This is a genomic window from Lactiplantibacillus sp. 30.2.29 (assembly GCF_018991255.1).
GTDB classification, from domain to species: Bacteria; Bacillota; Bacilli; order Lactobacillales; family Lactobacillaceae; genus Lactiplantibacillus; species Lactiplantibacillus pentosus.
On the sequence record NZ_JAGYGU010000026.1, the window covers coordinates 1 to 18,798 of the forward strand.

Consider the following 18,798-nt stretch of genomic DNA (forward strand, 5'->3'; position numbering starts at 1 on the left):
AGTCAAAATAACTCGTTTAATTCAATTATTCAGTCACTTTTTCAGCCGCATGAGCGATGGCTGCTTGGCCTAATAAGTTCAAGTAGTTGAATGGACGGTCATAGATTGGCTGGAAGAACATGTCAACGAAGCCTAAGTCATCGATCGTGTTGTGATTTTGAATCATCACTGAGATTACGTTGGCTGATTGTGAAACGTCATGTTCACTCATGAATTGGGCCCCTAAGATTTCACGCGTCTCTGGGTTGTAAACCAATTGCATCAGAACTGGTTTCGTGGTTGGCATGAATTCTGGACGATAGTTATCTTCAAAGGTAACGGCTTCTGCAGGTACCTTTTCAGCTTGAGCATGTTCCAAGGTCATCCCTGAAGAAACGATCGTCTTGCCAAATAACATTAAACCAGAAGTTGATTGCGTCCCCATGTACTTCCGGGTTGGCTTAAAGATGTTCAAACCAACTAAAGTCCCTTGACGAACCGCGTTAGTGGCTAATGGAATGTAAGCATCCTTCTTAGTTGGGTTGTAGTGAACCGCAACGGAATCACCGGCACCGTAGATATCAGGGTCAGATGTTTGCATGTAGTCGTTCGTCTTGATGGAGCCATTCGGGTTCATGTCAACTTTGCCCTTTAATAGGCTGGTGTTTGGCCGGAAACCAACACATAGAATCGCCATATCAGCGGTGTAGCTGCCCTTGTCAGTCTTAACGGTAACTTCCTTGCCATCATCACTGAAGCCTTTAACCATTTGATTTAAGGCCATCTTGATGCCATGGTCAACGAAGTCTTTTTCGACCCGGTCAGTGAAGCCTTTGTCTAAATACTTGTTTAAAATCCGTGGTAAGCCATCGATTAAGGTAACTTCCTTACCTTGCTTCTGATAAGCTTCGACTAATTCAGTCCCAATGTAGCCCCCACCGATAACGATGACGCGCTTAGCTGGCTTGGCAGCTTCCCATAAACTTTGGGCATGCGTCCAGTTCTTGCAGAGGTAAACGTTCGGGCTGTCGATACCATCGATTGGTGGAATTACAGGCCATGAACCAGTTGTGACAACTAATTTGTCGTAATGATCTTTCTTGGATTCGCCGGTCTTCAAATCAGTAACGGTAATTTCATGATTTTCGGTATCCACGTCGGTCACATCATGTTGCATATGAACATTCGCGCCTAATTTGGCTAATTGTTCTGGACTGGAATAGAAGAGCCCTTGTGGATCGGCAACTTCGCCACCAAGATAGAGGGCAATCCCACAGGAGAGAAATGACACATTGTCATTCCGTTCATAAATCGTGACGTCTGTTTCTGGATTTGACGCCAAGATTTGATTTACAGCAGCAGTTCCGGCATGAGTACAACCAATTACGATAACTTTCATATTAAACGCGCTCCTTAAATGTGTTTATATTCACAATCATATTTGTGCAACATGTATTTGGTAACAATTACATTGTACTAAATGAAAAAGAAAACGCAACCAAAAACACGCAAAAAACGCACTTTTTTCACTAATCAGGTGATAACGAATTGCCGATATTACAGCATTTATGGGAATTAACCCGTTTATTAATTCGATTAACAGGGGTCGTTAATAAAAATCATGACTGCCCTTAAACTAATCATCAAACGATAAGAAAAAGCTCTCACAAGCGTTCACTTGTAAGAGCTTTCATCTTCTCTTTTATTCACCAACCACTAGTTACTTTGGTGCATCCGTCAACGTCCACGTGATGTCACCGGTGTATGAACCGGGAACGGCCCCGGCGTTACTCCTATACAGAATACCCGACTTACTCGTCCAGTCAGATAAGACGTCATAATCGTCATTATCACTGGTCGTCGTATGGCTGTCAATTACGGTGCCGTTACTATTCAGAACCGTTGTCTTATCACCTTCGCGGAAGAGCACGTCACCCGCTAACGTCTGACCACCCGTCGTTTTGAAGTTAGTCGCGCTTGCCTGTAATTGCCAGCTAGACCCCTTACCACGACTGTCGCGGACGACCAGTTGCCAGTCGTCTTCACGATCAGTGGTTTGGGCTTGCCCATCAAGCGTGATCGATTTGAACGTACTGTTCTTGGAGACACTCTTAAAACTCAATTCACCACCGGTCACCGTGATATTGGCAACACCGACTGGCGACTCGTTTTCATAAGGGTCTGACGCCCAGATCTCAAGCTTATTATCATTGCCGACATGTAACTGACTGGCTTTGATCTTATAGCTAAAGAACCCGGATTCTTCGTCGTTACTCATCTGCACCGTCGGCATTTCTTGGCCATTGACCGTGGGATGTAACGTCACCTTATCGTTCGTCAATTGTTCGGAGTTTTCAACGGCCACGATTCCTTTGATCGTGACATCCTCACCATTAGCAACGGTGTAAGGATTGTTTCGAATATAAATCCCCATCGGCTGGTCGACCGTGATCAGATAATCCGGCGCCTCAGTTGACGTCTCGAAGACCTTATTCTTGAACGTCGCGCTGGTGACCGTCGTATTTTGGTTGACCGTCACATCGTTGGCCGTCCCGGTAAGCGTGATGGTCGCCGTCTTCTGACTGGCTGACAAGGCTTTATTCAAGCTATAGTCGACCTTAGTGGCGTCCGCAGTTGGCGCGGTCAAGGCTTGTTCGCTGCCATCCGCATACGTCACTTTTGCGCGATCAAACGTCACGTACTTCGGCAAATTCAGCTCGGCCGTGATATTGTCCCAATCTAATTGGCCACTCTGATACGTGAGTTGATAGTCATATTGGACCTTGTGCTTAGCCTTTAGCTGACTGCCGGTCGTGATTTCGCGGTTCTTAGTTTTATCCGTCACTTTGACCGCCGCACTCGCATCGACGAGATTAGGCGCACTCTCGATCACGACCATGTTGTTCCCGGAATTACTCCCAGTCGCGCCCATGAAGCCCCAGCGCATCAAGCCATCACTGCTGTTGAACTTGCTAGTGTCGAGTACTTCACTCTGAGTAAAGCCACCACCAGTTGCCGAGCCGTCCGGATTCACATCGTCAAACGTGTAAGTCATCGTCTTACTAGCGGCATTCCAGTTCATTACGAGGTGGTGCCACTTACTGTCACCCAGCGTCATGTTGGTGACTAAATTATGGTGAGTCTGCGTAAAGAAGTACCGCGTTGACCAGATAATCCCCGTGATATCGAGACTCTTGACTGAATTATTGATATATTGGCTCGCACTACCCGGGTAGCCGGTCGCAATATGTTGTTTCTTGATCCCATTATCAAAGGCGTCACCCTTACCCGCATCGCTATAACCAGTCGATGTATTGGTATAGGTGTCAAACTCTAAGGCCCAACTATTCTGGATGGCAGTTTTGGCAAACTCATCGCCATCCTGTAATTTATTATTGGTATCGACGCCCCACACGCCGAGGGTCTCCCCAATAATACTCGATGAACTGACCTTGGCAGAAGCCGTCGTCCCGTTCGGATCATTTTGCAAGACGAAGGCCATCCCGTCACCGGCCTTACTGGTACTCGTTGATGACCCCAAGTATAGCCACATCTTGAAGGTGGCATCCTTGTTAATGTCAAAACGGTTGGCATCATTTGACCAAAAGCCACCCATTTGTTTCTTGCCATTGATCACTTGAATCGCCTGCGTATTTGGCGAGCTGGCATTAGTGACGTTCGCGATACTAGCGCTATTCGTCACCCCGCTATTGAATGCGGCAGGAAGCGTGAAGAGTTTATCCAACTGATTCAAGCCAGACGGTGCCGTTGCTAACGACGCTTCGTCCGCAGCTTGAATCTGGGCGGTCCCGGCCCATAACCCGGTTAATGCCGCTAATGCAACAAGTATTTGTTTCGGTCCCTTCCACATGTTGAAAACTCCTCTCGCTAGTTAATCCTGACGGCGGCGGTTTTTCAATAGTAGCCAGATAATTGCGCCTAATAGGGCAATGATGACGACACCGAGTGCCACAAACCACCAGAAATAGTTCGTTTGTTTTTCGGTCACAGCCGTATCATTGAGTGCTTTAGCCGTCTTGTCCGTAATGGTGAAGTTCTTAGTGAATTGCCACTTGCCCTTATCCGCTGTCGCTGTTAAATGTAACGTGTACTTGCCAGCTTTGAGCTGTTTGTTGCCATCACCAATTGCAAAGTTAAAGTTACTATTCGGTGCCATCGACATGTTTTCTTTGTTCGTCGTTAACACTTTCTTAGAACTCCCGGCCTTAGTCACGTAACTCTTGATCTTAAGTCCGTGCATGATGACCGGCTGATCATTTTGCAAGTTCGCCGAGACATAGTTCCGGTAATTGCGTTGTTCGGCTTTCACGGAATGTAACTTCATGTTCGGCTTGATAGTCGTCTTATCAGATTCTTGTAACTGGAGGCCAATCACATAGGCGTACTGATTATTGATGGCCATCCCGCTACTAGCCTGTTGCTTCTTACCACTCAACTCTTGAACAATGTTGATCCCGCCGAGTGCCACACCCTTAAATGTTTTTTCAGGGATATTCAGCTGGATGGTCACTGCCTGGCTCGACTTAGCAGGCACCGTGACGACCTGCTTCTTGGAAAGCGCAGTCTTGATGTTAAACTTCAGTGAATCATCCGCCTTCGCGTTGGCCTGACTGTAGTCGATGATCCCGTTATCATTCGTCACCGCTAAGTTAGGTGAGACGGTGTAGCGGTGTTCTTTACTATCGCTATTTTTAATATGCAACGTCAGATTTTGTTTTTGGCCTGGGGTCACTTTTAAATCAAAGTAAGAGACTTTTTGATTGATCTGATTGTTAGGCAAATCAGCTTGAACCGTATAGTTCAAATCGTCGGCCTGAGCGCGCATCGTCCAGCCGGCCCCAATCACAGCAACAACTGCCATTAACTGCCAAAATATTTTTTTCATATGGGTTACCCTTCCTTTTTTCAACGGTAAGTGACGTGCTATGTATGATTGAAGCTGCCATTCTTGACGAGTAGCAGCTTCAATCAAACCATTCAACTAGGTGCATTGTTTAATGACCAGGCTAACGTACCGGTGTAATCACCCGCACTGAGTTGCCGGTCATGAATCTGGAGTTGTGTCAGTTCATCGCCCCGATTCAAAATAACTAACCACGTGCCTAAGCCCGATTGCGGTTGGGCAGTGACGACGTTGTTCGCAATACCTGTCACGAGCTCGCCGGTGTTGACCACGTTCGGGGCGGCACTGACATTGCCCGTTCCCGGTTTGAGTTGGACACTGCCTAACTTCAACGAGGTCGTTAACTGCTGCTGACCACTTTGTAACGGGCTGGGCGTTACTTGTAGTGTCCAGCCAGCTGCCGATGCACGCCGATCAGTGACCTGAATCATCGCTCGCTCATTTTGTGCCGTCACCGTAGCGGGTCCACCAGCTGTCGTGACGGGTTTAAACTTAAGATTACTGACGAAATCGATGGTTAACTTGCCCCGTGAGCCTGTTCCGGTCACGTTACCTTCATCTGCCGGATCACCAGGGTATGGCTTACTGGGATCATCAGGATCGACCGGAGAAACTGCGTCGTCATCGTCCGACGGGGTCAACTTAACCTGCACCTGTGACTGTCTATCTGCAGCTTGCGTTGTCACGCTCCAGCCCCAATTACTAATAATCAGCCCACTAACGGCCACCATTAGTAACCGACCTGTCACCAACAATCCCATTCTCATCGGTCACACCTCAGCTCTCCTTTGGTTCATTGGTTCTTAATTAGCTAGGGGCGTTGCCTAATGTCCAAGTCAGCGTAGAAGTGTAAGTTCCAGCTGAGTTACCAGCAGGTACTAACAGGGAAACGTCCGTCTTGGCATAAGCACTCGTAAACTTACCGATTCCTTCATTGGCAACGGCGCCTAAAATCATTTGGTTAGATTCGTTCACCGTTACGTCGGGTGCGGTTGGGTTCTTAGAAGCGTTGGCTTCATCATCAGCCGTCACACTGGCATTCTTGAATGTTAATGCGGCGCCCCGTAATTCCTGACTGCCATTTAAAAACTTGGAGCCCGCGACTTGAACACTCCAGCCATCCGTATTACCGGGGTTAGTCACCTTCACACTACCTGTGACCGCGTCTGCAGTCTTGGTTTGCGTCGTGTTATCGATTGTAACCGTTCCCATATCCAAGGCTGGGGCTTCATCTAACGTAATGTCCTTGTTATTTTCATCTTGTTCCAACTTCACTTGTGCTTCAGTCGTTTTATCAGCTGCTTGCCCAACGAGTGGTAAGCCTGCCATAAGTGTCATGCCTGCAACAAGTGTTCCAATATATTTTTTCATTTTGGTTGCTCCTTTATTGTTTGACGGTTGCGCCACCAGATTAGAATTAAGAATATTAACAAACTTAGTCCGCAGACCCCGATAACGAGTAGAATCCACTGCTGTACTTCATTCATCTGCGGTAAGATTCCTTGTAGCGGTCCTTTGACGGGATTGCCAGTCACACCTGAATTAGAAGTGACCGTTAAATGGTAAGTTCCAGTTTGGGTATCAGCCAGCACCGGAATGCTAATAAGTTGGCTGAGCCCGATTATTAATCCGCCAGATTGCCATTTGATACGACCACTCCTTTCCAGTAATTGACTGACGTTTGATTAATCTAATTAACTCTTGGTACTAATAGTGAATCGTTGTGAGTAACCCTATCAGCAACGAAAATATATCATGGTATTGGAATCGCTGTCAATTAATGTTGCCCCTTAATCATTGATTAAAAGTGCCTTTTTAACGGACCTCTGAGCCGTTTCTAATATTATGACGAATACAAATATTTTGATATAAACTACTGCAATCAGTTTAACATCAAGCTTTTCAGCCTGCCATTTATGGTCAAATAATCGCTAGTAGTTACCCGCCTTAACTAAATAAGTCATCAACATTATATTGTTGTTAGACTTTAATGAGAAGTAACATTAGGTAAAAGTTCTGATATTTATAACTATTGAACTGCTATATCAATTTGGAATAGTCCCGCAACGCTACGCCGTTTGTTTAACTTATCTTCAATTTATAAACTGATGTAATCGATTTAATAACCCTAATTTTATTTAATTTCCAAATGCAACTAATTGTGCTCAATTAAAATCCAATTTCAAAACAGTAAAGTCCCTTTGAGCAAACGATTTTAGCCGTTCAATTATATTTACCAAATCACTAATCCGGCTATGGTATACTTGAAATACTTATTTCTAACCAGAAAGGCGGCCTCGATTTTGCCCGCTGAGAAAACATTTCAAGATGATCAAGTTATTGAAAAAATTATGTCTTTATTTTGGCAACAAGGCTACTACCACACGTCGATGGATGAAATCGTCGCGACTAGTGGGGTCAAAAAGCAAAGTCTCTATAATGCCATTGGTGACAAGCATACGCTCTACCTCCGCGCGCTAAGTCGCTACCATCAACAAACGCTCACAAGCTGTACGCAAGCGATGCAACAGCTCGAACAAAGTGGCGCTGATGCGTTGACGGTGCTCAGCATGCTGTTTAGCCGTGATTTAACTAACGCTGACCAGCCAGCTGGTGATCTGATGGCCAACGCGGTCGCTGAATTCGGGACGACTGATACGGATGTCCAGCAAGCCGTTGATTGGTTCTATAATGATTACTTGACCTTGATGTCAGCCGTCATCTTAAAGGGTCAAGCGAGTCAGCAGATTATCAACACGCCCTCCAGCACTGCCCTTGCCCAGGCCTTACTCGAAGCCCGGATTGGCCTCCAAACTCGTCTTCGTCAGGGCGCTCACCCAGATATTACGCTGCGTGAACAAGCTTGGCGCCAATTTTTAGCGCGTTAATAACTGCGCCTACTAAAAACACAGCCTTTATCCGATGAATGGGAAAGCTGTGTTTTTTAGTAGTTACGTTTTTATCCTATTGATTGCTGTTAATCATTCATGGCCAGTAAACTGAACATTATCAGACATATTTCTGAACCAACCAATTTTGCGCGGCGCTAGTCAGCTGGCTACCATAGTGCTGGCGCAGTTGTTGGGCACCGGCGTAATGGTCGAAGTCAAAGGGGCTCGTCAGCGTTTCACTAGCTAGTAACGCCTTGGCAAACCGTAGATCGTCGACCGTGATCTGCTGGCGATAAGCGAGGTCTTCTTCCGCCGAGACGCGTTGCCACTGGTCGTGAAGAATTGCGGCCGCACGCTGATAACGGCGGTCATGTGTCAATAATGATTGCATATCATCTGGATTAAGTGGCTGAGCCATCGGGATCATCTCCTAAATTCAAATTAACGACCTGGCCAACGACGGGGTGAATCGATAACTTGTCAGTTGGCCGCGCCAATAACCAAATGACATTGGTAAAATGATGCGCGTCAATCTGAGCCTCACCCCGACCGTCCGTCAAGATGAGCGCCAGCGTTGTCGCAGCCGTTTGATGATGCCGGGCCAAGTCGTCAAAAATCGGCTGGTAGGCCGTTCCCCCACCACCATGGCGAGCAAACCGCACCTGTTGTGGAAAACTGACCTGATACGTTTGACCTGGTTGGACGATCGCATCAAACGGTTTGATCGTAATCGTTGCCGTTAACAGTTGTGTCAACGTGGCGGCCTGGGCCAACAACTGGCGTAATAAGGCATCACTGATGGACCCCGACTGGTCAACGTAGACTTGTAAATCCAAACGAGTATCACTGATCTGACCGGGCAATTCCATGCGAGCAGGTTGGCGCCGATTAAAGCGGGCGTGTGAGGCCTTCTTGCCACTCGGAATTTGGCCTAATCCTCGGACTAATAATTGCCGCCAGTCGATTTGTGCCGGCTGACTAAGGACATCCAATTGTGCGGCGACGTGGCCCGCAACCAAGCCCCGACCGGCTTCAGTCGTTTGTTGCCACGCGTCTTTGGCTAGTTGGCGCAGGCGTGATTGCGCCAGATTAGGGTTCGTCAACTGGCCGCTTGCCGACCATTGACGAGTATCATCAATGGCGCCAGTAGCTGGCAGCGACTCCCGGCCCGTACTTGGTTGGCGGTGTTGCGGCCCTTGTGGTGTGGATTGAGTCGTCTGGCCCGCATTCGGCCGTTCTGGATCGGTTGACTGTTGTTGGCGCAATAATCGTAAATAAGTCCCCGAATCCGCGTGTTGCGGTAACGTGATGGGCACCTGCGCCTGCATCTGGGCAAGCGAAATCGCCGTTGCGGGCAACCCGCTCACATACTGATTCACGGCCAAATCCGTCGCTAACGTCACGAGTCGTTGTTGCGTGGCGACTTGATTGCGGTAACGCAATGGATGCTGCCATACCACGTGCAACGCGACGTGTTTGAGGCCGGCTTGTAATTGGTCGAACCGGGTAAACGTCTGAGCTAAGGCTTGCGGGGCATACTGTAAGAGGAGCTGATTGTTCACCCAACTTAAGGCAAACGGCGCGGTCAACTCAGTATTCAGTTGCCGGGGCAAGCGCGTCAGCAATTCGCCATAAAACTGGTCCGTCGCCAATAACTCAATGATGGCACGACTGAGCATTGTCGCAGCTTCCTGCGCCGGATGGGTTGACGCGGTCGTCAACATCGTTTGGCGCCAATTGGCATATTCCGCGGCGTTATTCAGCATCGCCCGCACCCCCTTCTATTGATTCGACCAACTCGCGACTTGTTGCAAATATTGATATAGTGCCGTGACGTACGGACTTTGTTTGGCAACGTTGGCCGTATAGAGCTGTTTTAGTAACTCACGCTGATGGCCAATCTGTTGGACCAGGGCGAACTGACCATCCTGGCTGAGCGTTTGCAATAATTGCATAAACCGTCCGGCGTTGTGGTCATCAGTCAACGGATAAGTCGCCGTCAGCTGCAAACAACTCGCCAGCACCGTACTCTTTTGCAGCTCGCTCATCGCGGTGAACTGTTTCAAGACTGGGGCAGGGACCACGGCACCGACGGGTTGGGCCTCGTACAGCATCGCCGGCGTCACGTGAATGGCTTGCTGCTCGATAAATTGATAGAAGGCCAGCCCCAGTGTCGCGCCGACATCACCTTGAAAAATATCGAGTGCGACGAGCGTTTGTTGGTCATCCGGCAACTGTTCGAGTTCATATAGGTTGGCTGAGACACGTTCCCAGGCACGGGGCGTCGCCGTTAAGTCCGCCTGCACATCCGTTTGGTTGAGGCGGGTCACATCTTCACTAATAAACTGTTGGACGAGCGGATGAATATTGGGCCGCTGATGCTGTTCATCAGAACGTTGCGCCCAAGCTAGCCAGTCCGCTGGGTCCGCGCGCATCACTAAACGGACGGTCCGGTCTTTGATGGCCGCGTCCCCCGCAACGACGCCGTACGTGCTCTGTTCGAAGCCGGTCATACTGGCATCGGGATTTTCGGCAAGGATCAGTTGGACCTGTTCAGGCAACCGTAACGAATTGATCGTACGTTGTAAAACGAGGTTCATCAATTCACTTTGAACTGCCTGCGTCCCACGGTTAAACTCGTCGAGCAGCCATAAGATTGGCTGTTGCGGATGGGCTTCGGCGTATTGAATGATTTCAATCAGCGTGTGAGAATAGCCAAATTGGACATCCGCCAATTGACCATAGTGTTGCGTCTGAATAAACGAGTCACTCGTTAGCGGCGGCACTGGAATCGCTAAATCGCCCTTTTCAGAAAGACTGACGACCGTCGTAAATAGTTTTGCCCCAAGCTTTCGCGCCACATCCGCGACGAGCGCTGATTTACCAATGCCCGCTTCACCGACAATGTTGGGCACGTTGCCCGCCTTTAACACCACCGGAACTGCCGTTAACAATGCTTGATACGATAACGCCATGAATTCAACCTTCCTTTACTGTTTCACGTGAAACAAACTGAATGATTTTCATTAATGCTAGCAACTACTGTCGTTACTATTATAGAACAGAATCGTATTTTTGATTTGGCTAGCTGTTCGTTTGTCGACTTCTGGAACTGGGTCACAGCTACTGCTTTTAAACTGAGAAATTGGCGCGTTCTAAGTATCTTGCATGCCGAATATCAACCGTTACAGCACGTTAGGTCAGTGTCTCATCATACTGACCAGTGGTAATTATCGCTGGCAAACAACAAATTTTTCATATGCGGGTTTTGAAATCCGCTGAAAACTTCTCAAAATCCCATGACATCAAGGCAAAGGATATAACCAGCTAATAAATATAATTATCAAAAACTTACGGCAAGTTGCCATTAATTGAGCAAAAAGCCTCGTTTTAGCCGATAGTTATTGTAAAATAGGTTAGGTTAGCAATTATTCCAAAAGGGAGTGTGCAAATATGCGCAAGTATCTCGCCGAATTTCTCGGCACGTTTATGTTAGTGTTCTTAGGGACCGCGACCGTTGTGATCGCCAAGGGTGACGTCCTCGCCATCGGATTAGCCTTTGGGTTGGCCATCACCGTCTCCGCCTATGCCTTTGGTGGTATTTCAGGTGGCCACTTCAACCCGGCTGTAACGACCGCGATGTTGATCAATCGCCGAATCGATGCCGCCGACGCGGTCGGTTACATCATCGCCCAAATTATTGGGGCAATCGTCGCTTCCGCAGCTGTTAAGTCCTTCGTCAGCGCGTTAGGCTTATCCGCAACGTCACTCGGACAAACTGATTTTCCAAAAATCGGTAGTGGGATGGCCTTCTTCGTTGAAGCACTCGTTACCTTCTTGTTCTTACTGGTGATTTTGAACGTCACCAGCAACGACCATGGTAACGCGGACTTCGCCGGTTTGACGATTGGTGTAACGTTGGCCTTCCTGATCATCGTTGCCCTCAACTTGACCGGTGGGTCTTTGAACCCTGCCCGTTCAATTGGTCCCGCAATCTTCGCCGGTGGTAGCGCCTTATCACACCTATGGGTCTACATCTTAGCACCAGAAGTTGGTGCCATCTTAGCTGCCTTTTGTGCCCGCGTCATGGGTTCAGAAGACTAAGCCATTTAATTGACCGATAACGACTGTGCGGCCATGATTTCGTCATTGAAATCATGGCCGCACTTTTTTAGTTTTAATTTTTATCGGCTGAAACACTGGTTTACCATAATGACGTCATAACTGCCTGCCATTGAGCCCATCCACAAGCAAGGCCGACTTAGACCGCATTCGGCTCTAAACTTGCCTATTTCCGCCGCCAATGGGTATACCACGAGTGCAGCGTCCCAATCAGCAGGCCGATAATCACGACGACCGCCGACACATAACCGAAAATCCCGATGTTCGTGATCCAGCTATTATCCGGATGACTCTGGACGAGTAACGAGGACCCGACGATCAGTGCGGCTAAAATCACTGAGAGCACGATTTTATTGACCATTGAATCGATACGGTCAATGAATAGCTTGCGGTGTGAAAACACCAAGTTAACGCGGGTCTGTCCGTTTTCAAAGGTATCCAAAGCCGACAGCAGGCGCGACGGGATCTTGGGCGCATCCCGTAAGCTCTGCAGACTGGCCAACAAACCGTCCTCTAGCTCATTGCGTAGATTAAAGTTTTCGCGAATGTACTTGCGGGCAAATGGGCGGGCCACATCCATCATCGACAAGGTCGGGTCTAAGGTTTCAACGATGCCTTCAATCGTCCCAAAGGCCTTGCCTAGCATCGTGACTGCTGGATTCATCTGAATGTTATTGCTCCGGCAAACCTTGACCATCTCAAATAACAACCCTTGAAAGTCAATGTCGCCCAAACCCGAATTATAATATTGGCTCAAAAACGGCGCGAGCTCACTGAAGAAGGCTTCCTCATCAACTGCGCCAGTTCGATTGGAAATGGCCAAAATCGCCTTTCCGACTTGATGGGTGTCCTCCGTCGTGACGGCCACGACCACATTCGCAATCCCCGCCATCAGTGCCGGGCTGATTTCGCCCATCATGCCAAAGTCTAAATAGACTAGGCGATACGGCGGTAGTTGGCGTTTACCAAGCTTACCGACGCGCTGTGGGACCGTGTCATTGTACCCGATATCGCTCGGCTGCAGCTCGCGTAACAAGATGTTACCAGGATGCGGGTCCGCATGGAAGAAACCATCTTGGAACACTTGCTTGAGAAAGTTCTGGACGAGCACATTCGCTAGATAGCGGCGCTCTTCATCGTATTGATGATCACCCGCTTCATCTGCGGCCAGGACCTTAGCCATGAAATGTTGAATCGTCGTGCCTGACATGTACTGATTGACCAGAACTTTTTGCGTGCTGTACTTGCCGTAGACGCGCGGCACGCGAATGATATCATCACCGTCATTCAACCGGTAAAAGCGTGAGCCGTTTTTGACCTCAATGCTCGTATCCAGTTCGTTAAACAGCGACCGCTTGATTTCCGCCACCATTTCCTGCATGTCGACAACCGACGATTCCGTAATGTAGCGCAACAGTGGTAAGGCCCGTTCGAACAGCGAAATATCTAGTGCCACTTCGGCATCGATGCCCGGGTGCTGGACCTTGACCACCACTTTTTGACCATTCAGTAAGGTCGCGTGATGGGTCTGCCCCATTGATGCGGATGCAAACGGCTGCTCATCGAATTGGGCGAACATTTCATCGATTGGCTTACCCGTCTGCCGCTCAATCGTTTGTTGGACGACGTCGAAATCGTCGGCGCGAACATTATTCTGCAATTTTTTGAATTCATTGGCGAACTCCGGCTTAACGATATCCGTTCGTGACGACAGAATCTGCCCGATTTTAATAAAAGTGGGTCCCAGTTCTTCGAATGCCGCGCGAACCTGGTCAGGATTCTTCTGACGAGCCAGATTACTCAGCACATTGTACTTGCGCAACACACTCACGATCGTCCGGAAACGCGTGTGGCGGTTCTGATTCACTTGCCATTGCGGCTTCTGTTCGTCACTAGTCGTCATCGGCGGTTCCTCCTCACAAATTACTTGATAGTGCTATTATCCAACTTTCCAGCCGATTCCGCACCTGCTAACGTGTTTTTTTCACAAAAAATTAGCGCACATTGATTATCGGTGGTCATTAATCAATTTTAAAACGCTATCCACTAGTTTGTAGCGAATAGCGTTTCAGTATTTAAGCTTCATTGGGGACTTGGTGGGCCTTCAGCCACTCCGCTAACGCCACCATCACTTCATCCGTGTCGGGGTTGGTCGTGACGTCCAGAATCAGCGCCACAGCTTCATCATCGGTATAACTCAATTGAATGCCATTCGCGTACAAAAATATAATGCCGCTGAAGAACGCGGTCCGTTTATTACCATCCACAAAGATATGCTTCTTCGTTATTTTCTGAATCATAAACGCGGCCTTGATCCAGATATTAGGATACAATTCCTTGCCAAACAAGACCTGTTGCGGTTGTTCAATCACAATTTCAAGCCCCTGCGAATACTGAACACCGCCATATTTCTTATCGGCACGCTTGATAATATCTTGGTTAAGGTCAATGAGGAATTGCTTATTTAGGTATCTCATAAGTCCTCCAGTCGTTTCAATAAGTCGCCGTGTTGGTCCAGAATATGGTCGGCCATCGCTAACAGGTCGGTCTGCTCATCCGCTACCTTGCGAAATGTGATTTCCCGGCCGTCAGGGGAAACAATTTTTTCAAAACTAGTCTCACTCGTGGCGTTTAGCGCTTCCCGGTCTTTTTTAGACACCCGGAAAGCAAATGAATTGCCGTTCTTGAACATTTTGATGTGATCTGAATTGTTTTCGCTCATCGATAATCCTCCTCGTATTTTCGTGTGTACATTATAGCATGTTGTACACACATTCTTATTTTTATGTCACTGACCACGCCCTGTACGTTGAAGTTACTAACTTAGCGACAACTGCCAATAACGCCTGATAATCTGAGGTTCTAATGTGCCAATCAGCGGCGCCAATCGCGTCTCTCCAGCCCTCCCAGCCCACAATCCGCGACCCGTCAGTATCCCTAAGACATTTTCCAATCAATTTTCAAAAAAAGATTGACAAATAATCTTCACGGTTGTAAGTTAGAACCACATTAAAAAACGGTTAACAAACACGTTGACGAACAAAGTAAATTTCCTGGCAGTGTTTAGAGAGTGTCAGCTTGGTGAAATGACATCACGACTAGCTAATTGAAAATCAGTTCTGAGTGGCAGTGACGAGCGTCTCGTTAGTTGCTGTTGGTTGCTCCCATTATTGAGCCCGGGTATCGCAAGTGGCCGGTCACTTGCCGTACCTTCTGAGGTGTCCGTAGCAATGCGGTCACAAAGCTAAGGTGGTAACACGTGTAAAAACGTCCTGGTTTCTGAGTCTAACTCAGATATCAGGGCGTTTTTTGGTTAATCGCAACTTTTTAAAGGCGTCATGACGAGCAATCGTTGACCCGAATACACAAAGGAGTGCTGATTTTATGCTAAATCGTATCCAAAAACGCAACTTGACCAAACGTGATTATGTCACTTTAAGCTCAATGATTTTTGCCCTATTCTTCGGGGCTGGTAACCTGATTTTTCCGCTACATCTCGGCCAATTAGCTGGTTCACACTGGGGCATGGCTGCCGTGGGCTTTCTCGTAACGGCCGTTTTATTACCGTTACTCTCCGTTCTAGCCGTTTGTGTCACTAAATCAAAAGGCGTCTACGATATCGGTCGGCCTCTCGGTGCAACTTTTGCGGTCGTCTTCATGGTCCTGATTCACTTCACGATTGGGCCCTTCTTCGGGACACCGCGGACGGCCACCGTTTCGTTCACCGTTGGATTAGCGCCATTCTTCCCAGCCAAGTACCAATCACTGGCACTCCTGCTGTTCTCAGCCGCATTCTTCGGTCTGGCTTACTACCTCTCCGTTGAGCAAAGCAAGATCATGGCCCGCGTCGGCAAATTATTAAATCCATTATTCTTATTATTGCTCGTGGTAATCTTCGCCGTCGCCTTTAGTAGTCCCTTAGCACATGCTGGCAGCACGACTGCCACCGCAGCTTACCAGAGTGCCGGGTTCACCAACGGTTTCTTGCAAGGTTACAACACGATGGACGCCCTGGCTGGTCTCGCACTCGGGGTCACCATCGTCACGGCCGTTAACTTTATGGGCCAAACGGATCCCAACAAGGCTGCCTGGGTGACTGCCCGCGCCGGCTTCTTCTCAATGGCGTTTGAAGGGTTGATCTACGTCTTATTGATCTTATTAGGCGCACAATCCCTCGGTCGTTTCAAATTATCAGATAATGGTGGCGTCGCTTTTGACCAAATCGTCAATCATTACATGGGGACAGTCGGGCAGGCCGTATTAGCCGTCTTGATCGTCACGACCTGTTTGACGACCGCCATTGGTTTAGTCGCCGCCTTTGCCCAAGACTTCCATAAACATTTCGGTTTCTTGAGCTACAAAGCTTGGTTACGCATCACCTGCCTCGCCTCATTCTTGACGGCGAACGTCGGACTCAATCAAATCATCGCCTGGTCCACACCCGTCTTGATGTTCCTGTACCCACTCGCGATGGCCTTGATCTTCTTATCCATCCTGTCGCCGCTCTTCCATAAGTCACGCGTCGTTTACGTCTGGGTCGTCGTCTTCACCGTTGTTCCCGCCGTCTTCGACATGGTCGCAGCGTTTCCAGCAGTCGTTAGCCAAAGTGCCTTTGGTCAAGCCATGGCACACGTCCAAAGCTACTTGCCACTAGCCAGCAGCGGAATGGACTGGCTCGTACCTGCACTAGTCGGCGCCGTCTTCGGGACCGTTCATTACCTCGTCACGCGGCAAAATCAGGCCAGCATGGGTATGGAATTGCCGGTTAAACATTAGATTTAGTTGCGATTGATAATTGCAACTGCGCCTTTAAACTAACTTTGGTGCGATATTTGATGAAATCCTTTTAAATATGAAATGAGCCCTGTCAGCGTTTGCCGGCAGGGCTCATTTGGGGTGTAGGGGTTATTTTGGTTCTGGTTTGAGGGTAACTTTCATCGCTGACTGTCCATGTTGAATCGTTGTTGGCCAGTCATCTGTCCGAGCTGTGATTCGCCCAGGTTGCGTGAAGAAAGTGACGACGACATCATCATAGCCATGTTGCTTGATCAGGTCACAATCAAAAGTCATCAGTAGATCCCCCGCATGCACAACTTGACCGTCTTGGTAATAAGTCGTAAAGCCAGCGCCACGAAGGTTGACCGTCCCTAAGCCGACATGAATAATCGTTTCAAGTCCGGCGTCAGAAACAATTCCGAGTGTGTGTTTCGTCGAGAACGTGAACCGAATCGTCCCGTCAAACGGTGCGTATAGCCGGCCATCATTTGGTTGAATGGCAAAACCAACGCCTGGTAAGCCTTGACCTTGATTCCCGTTTTTGACCGCTTCAAGCATCATCGGTTGACCACTGACAGGTGCTAATACTTTCGTTGTCAGTGCATCGTCAACGGTTGCGACCGTCGCTGGTGCATCCGCGACTTCACCAGTTGCGAGCTTCGTCTGCAGTTCTTCGACGATTTCAGCGTGTTTTTTCTCCGTAATCGTTACTTTGAACATGAAGACGAGTAATGACAAAATCGCACAAGCCAATGGTAAGTAGAAGGCCAGTAATTCAAACGTGTGGATGTTGCTGGCGGTCATATCAGCGGCAGTGGCGCTGCCAGTCATCCCGGCAACTAAGGCAATCGCACCCACGATCCCGTTGGAAAAGGCACCCGTGATCTTGTCGAGCATTGGCCGTACAGCTAAGACAACGGCTTCATTCCGGTTACCATTCTTCAATTGTCCGTATTCGATGGCATCCGTCATCGATAATACCGTGACGAGTTGGGCAAAATTGATGTTGAAGAGGACCAACCCAATAATCAATAACGTCAAATTAGTATGGGCCACGATAAAGATAATGTAAGCCAAAATCATTGAGCATTGGCCGAGTGCAAACAGGACTTTCCGTGGAATGAACCGGTTCAAGATTGGGTATAGTGGCGAGGTAACAAAGCCAATCACCGTTGCAACGGCACCAGCAATCCAGAATTCGCCGGGCTTCCCAATCACAAATTTAAAGAGGTAGAACAAGACACCGTTAGTCGTCACATAAGCTAAAGAATAGAACAGATAGCCGAGACTGACCCACATGATCTGATCGTTTTTAATGATTCCCATGAAGACGCCTTTGATCGTCGTCTTCTGCTTAGCGGCTTCTCGAATTGCATTGTGTTTTTCACTCGTTCCAAAAGCCACACATAACGCTGACAGGATCGCCACAATCCCGACAATAATAGCAAACGCTAACCAACCTTGAGGACCCTGAGTATGCTTTCCTGTCGCCATAAAGGTAAAGTAAGTCGTAATCGGTACGACGACCATCGTCAGGCCGTTCCACCCGATCGTCCCAGTAAAACTACCTAATGCGGTATAAATCCCACGGGCGTGACTGTCTTCACTGATTGCGGGAACCATGCCCCAATATGAAACGTCAGTTAATGAGTAAAAAACATCTAGAATAATAAATAAAATTACGAAAACAATAGCAAATAGAATCCAATTAACTTTGGCTAAGCCAAAAATACCTGAAAAGATCACGACTAATAAGACTGAACTAACAATACTCCCAATCACTTGCCACGGCGTAAATTTGCCCCAGCGCGTCTCGGTATTATCAACAATATTCCCAAGAATCGGGTCGACGACGACTTCCGCTAACCGAATCACAACGACTAATCCGGTAATTAGCCCAATCAGTCGATTGGCGATGGCCGGTGCAACCCCGCTAAACATCCCGCTGGTCACGAACACGATAAAGTACGTACTTAACGCGCCATAAAAGGCCGAATGACCGAGATTACCAAGTCCAAACGCCACGCCTTCGTTGATTTGGCGCCATGACAGCTTCTTCTTCGTCACTGGTTGTTGTTCCACATTTTGTTCCATTAGTTTCACCCC

The 18,798-nt window shown here is 48.2% G+C and carries 15 protein-coding genes and 1 other annotated feature; of the genes, 3 read left to right on the top strand and 12 right to left on the bottom strand.

Annotation, left to right across the window (positions count from 1 at the left end):
• Window positions 1-25: 25 nt before the first annotated feature.
• The 5 genes from KGF65_RS13025 to KGF65_RS13045 form a co-directional block, all read right to left on the bottom strand.
• Window positions 26-1,378 carry an FAD-dependent oxidoreductase gene (locus KGF65_RS13025; protein WP_003640011.1) on the bottom strand — a complete coding sequence of 451 codons (1,353 nt, stop codon included), beginning with the start codon at window positions 1,376-1,378 and terminating at the stop codon, window positions 26-28.
• 321 nt (window positions 1,379-1,699) lie between these two features.
• Window positions 1,700-3,850 (bottom strand): cell surface protein, encoded by a 2,151-nt coding sequence (locus tag KGF65_RS13030; RefSeq protein ID WP_101874196.1) that lies wholly within the window; start codon window positions 3,848-3,850, stop codon window positions 1,700-1,702.
• Window positions 3,851-3,871: 21 nt separating this feature from the next.
• On the bottom strand, window positions 3,872-4,885 hold the full coding sequence (locus tag KGF65_RS13035) for a DUF916 and DUF3324 domain-containing protein (RefSeq protein WP_101874197.1): 1,014 nt from the start codon (window positions 4,883-4,885) through the stop codon (window positions 3,872-3,874).
• 92 nt (window positions 4,886-4,977) lie between these two features.
• Window positions 4,978-5,670 (bottom strand): WxL domain-containing protein, encoded by a 693-nt coding sequence (locus tag KGF65_RS13040; protein ID WP_050338257.1) that lies wholly within the window; start codon window positions 5,668-5,670, stop codon window positions 4,978-4,980.
• Window positions 5,671-5,710: 40 nt separating this feature from the next.
• A complete protein-coding gene (locus KGF65_RS13045) occupies window positions 5,711-6,274 on the bottom strand; it encodes a WxL domain-containing protein (protein WP_050338256.1) in 564 nt (187 codons plus the stop codon).
• A gap of 932 nt (window positions 6,275-7,206) precedes the next feature.
• Here KGF65_RS13045 and KGF65_RS13050 point away from each other — a divergent pair.
• The gene (locus KGF65_RS13050) at window positions 7,207-7,791 is read left to right on the top strand and encodes a TetR/AcrR family transcriptional regulator (protein ID WP_216748077.1); all 585 of its coding nucleotides are present in this window, start codon (window positions 7,207-7,209) and stop codon (window positions 7,789-7,791) included.
• A gap of 121 nt (window positions 7,792-7,912) precedes the next feature.
• Here the strand turns inward: KGF65_RS13050 and KGF65_RS13055 are convergent, their stop codons facing one another.
• Genes KGF65_RS13055 through KGF65_RS13065 form a run of 3 tightly spaced genes read right to left on the bottom strand, consistent with a single transcriptional unit; the run spans window position 7,913 to window position 10,769 of the window.
• The gene (locus KGF65_RS13055) at window positions 7,913-8,212 is read right to left on the bottom strand and encodes a hypothetical protein (protein ID WP_050338254.1); all 300 of its coding nucleotides are present in this window, start codon (window positions 8,210-8,212) and stop codon (window positions 7,913-7,915) included.
• Complete coding sequence (locus KGF65_RS13060; protein ID WP_101874199.1) at window positions 8,196-9,560, bottom strand: VWA-like domain-containing protein; 1,365 nt, start codon at window positions 9,558-9,560, stop codon at window positions 8,196-8,198. Before KGF65_RS13060 ends, KGF65_RS13055 begins: the two co-directional genes overlap by 17 nt.
• A gap of 15 nt (window positions 9,561-9,575) precedes the next feature.
• Entirely contained in the window at window positions 9,576-10,769 is a 1,194-nt protein-coding gene (locus tag KGF65_RS13065) for an ATP-binding protein (RefSeq protein ID WP_101874200.1), read from the bottom strand.
• 478 nt (window positions 10,770-11,247) lie between these two features.
• Between KGF65_RS13065 and KGF65_RS13070 the strand changes: the two genes are divergently transcribed.
• Window positions 11,248-11,898 (top strand): MIP/aquaporin family protein, encoded by a 651-nt coding sequence (locus KGF65_RS13070; RefSeq protein ID WP_050338251.1) that lies wholly within the window; start codon window positions 11,248-11,250, stop codon window positions 11,896-11,898.
• A 184-nt stretch (window positions 11,899-12,082) separates the two neighbouring features.
• Here KGF65_RS13070 and KGF65_RS13075 read toward each other — a convergent pair whose 3' ends face one another.
• From KGF65_RS13075 to KGF65_RS13085, 3 genes are all read right to left on the bottom strand, one after another.
• Window positions 12,083-13,819 (bottom strand): AarF/ABC1/UbiB kinase family protein, encoded by a 1,737-nt coding sequence (locus KGF65_RS13075; RefSeq protein ID WP_216748076.1) that lies wholly within the window; start codon window positions 13,817-13,819, stop codon window positions 12,083-12,085.
• A gap of 172 nt (window positions 13,820-13,991) precedes the next feature.
• Entirely contained in the window at window positions 13,992-14,393 is a 402-nt protein-coding gene (locus KGF65_RS13080; protein WP_101874201.1) for a type II toxin-antitoxin system death-on-curing family toxin, read from the bottom strand.
• Complete coding sequence (locus KGF65_RS13085; protein ID WP_050338248.1) at window positions 14,390-14,638, bottom strand: AbrB family transcriptional regulator; 249 nt, start codon at window positions 14,636-14,638, stop codon at window positions 14,390-14,392. Before KGF65_RS13085 ends, KGF65_RS13080 begins: the two co-directional genes overlap by 4 nt.
• 301 nt (window positions 14,639-14,939) lie before the next feature.
• Window positions 14,940-15,194: a binding site (T-box leader), on the top strand.
• Window positions 15,195-15,300: 106 nt separating this feature from the next.
• Here KGF65_RS13085 and brnQ point away from each other — a divergent pair.
• Window positions 15,301-16,692: a branched-chain amino acid transport system II carrier protein gene (brnQ, locus tag KGF65_RS13090; protein ID WP_050338247.1), complete on the top strand. Its 1,392-nt coding sequence runs from the start codon at window positions 15,301-15,303 to the stop codon at window positions 16,690-16,692.
• A 129-nt stretch (window positions 16,693-16,821) separates the two neighbouring features.
• Here the strand turns inward: brnQ and KGF65_RS13095 are convergent, their stop codons facing one another.
• Window positions 16,822-18,786, bottom strand: a complete 1,965-nt coding sequence (locus tag KGF65_RS13095) for a PTS sugar transporter subunit IIA (protein ID WP_213472467.1) — start codon at window positions 18,784-18,786, stop codon at window positions 16,822-16,824.
• Between the last annotated feature and the right edge of the window lie 12 nt (window positions 18,787-18,798).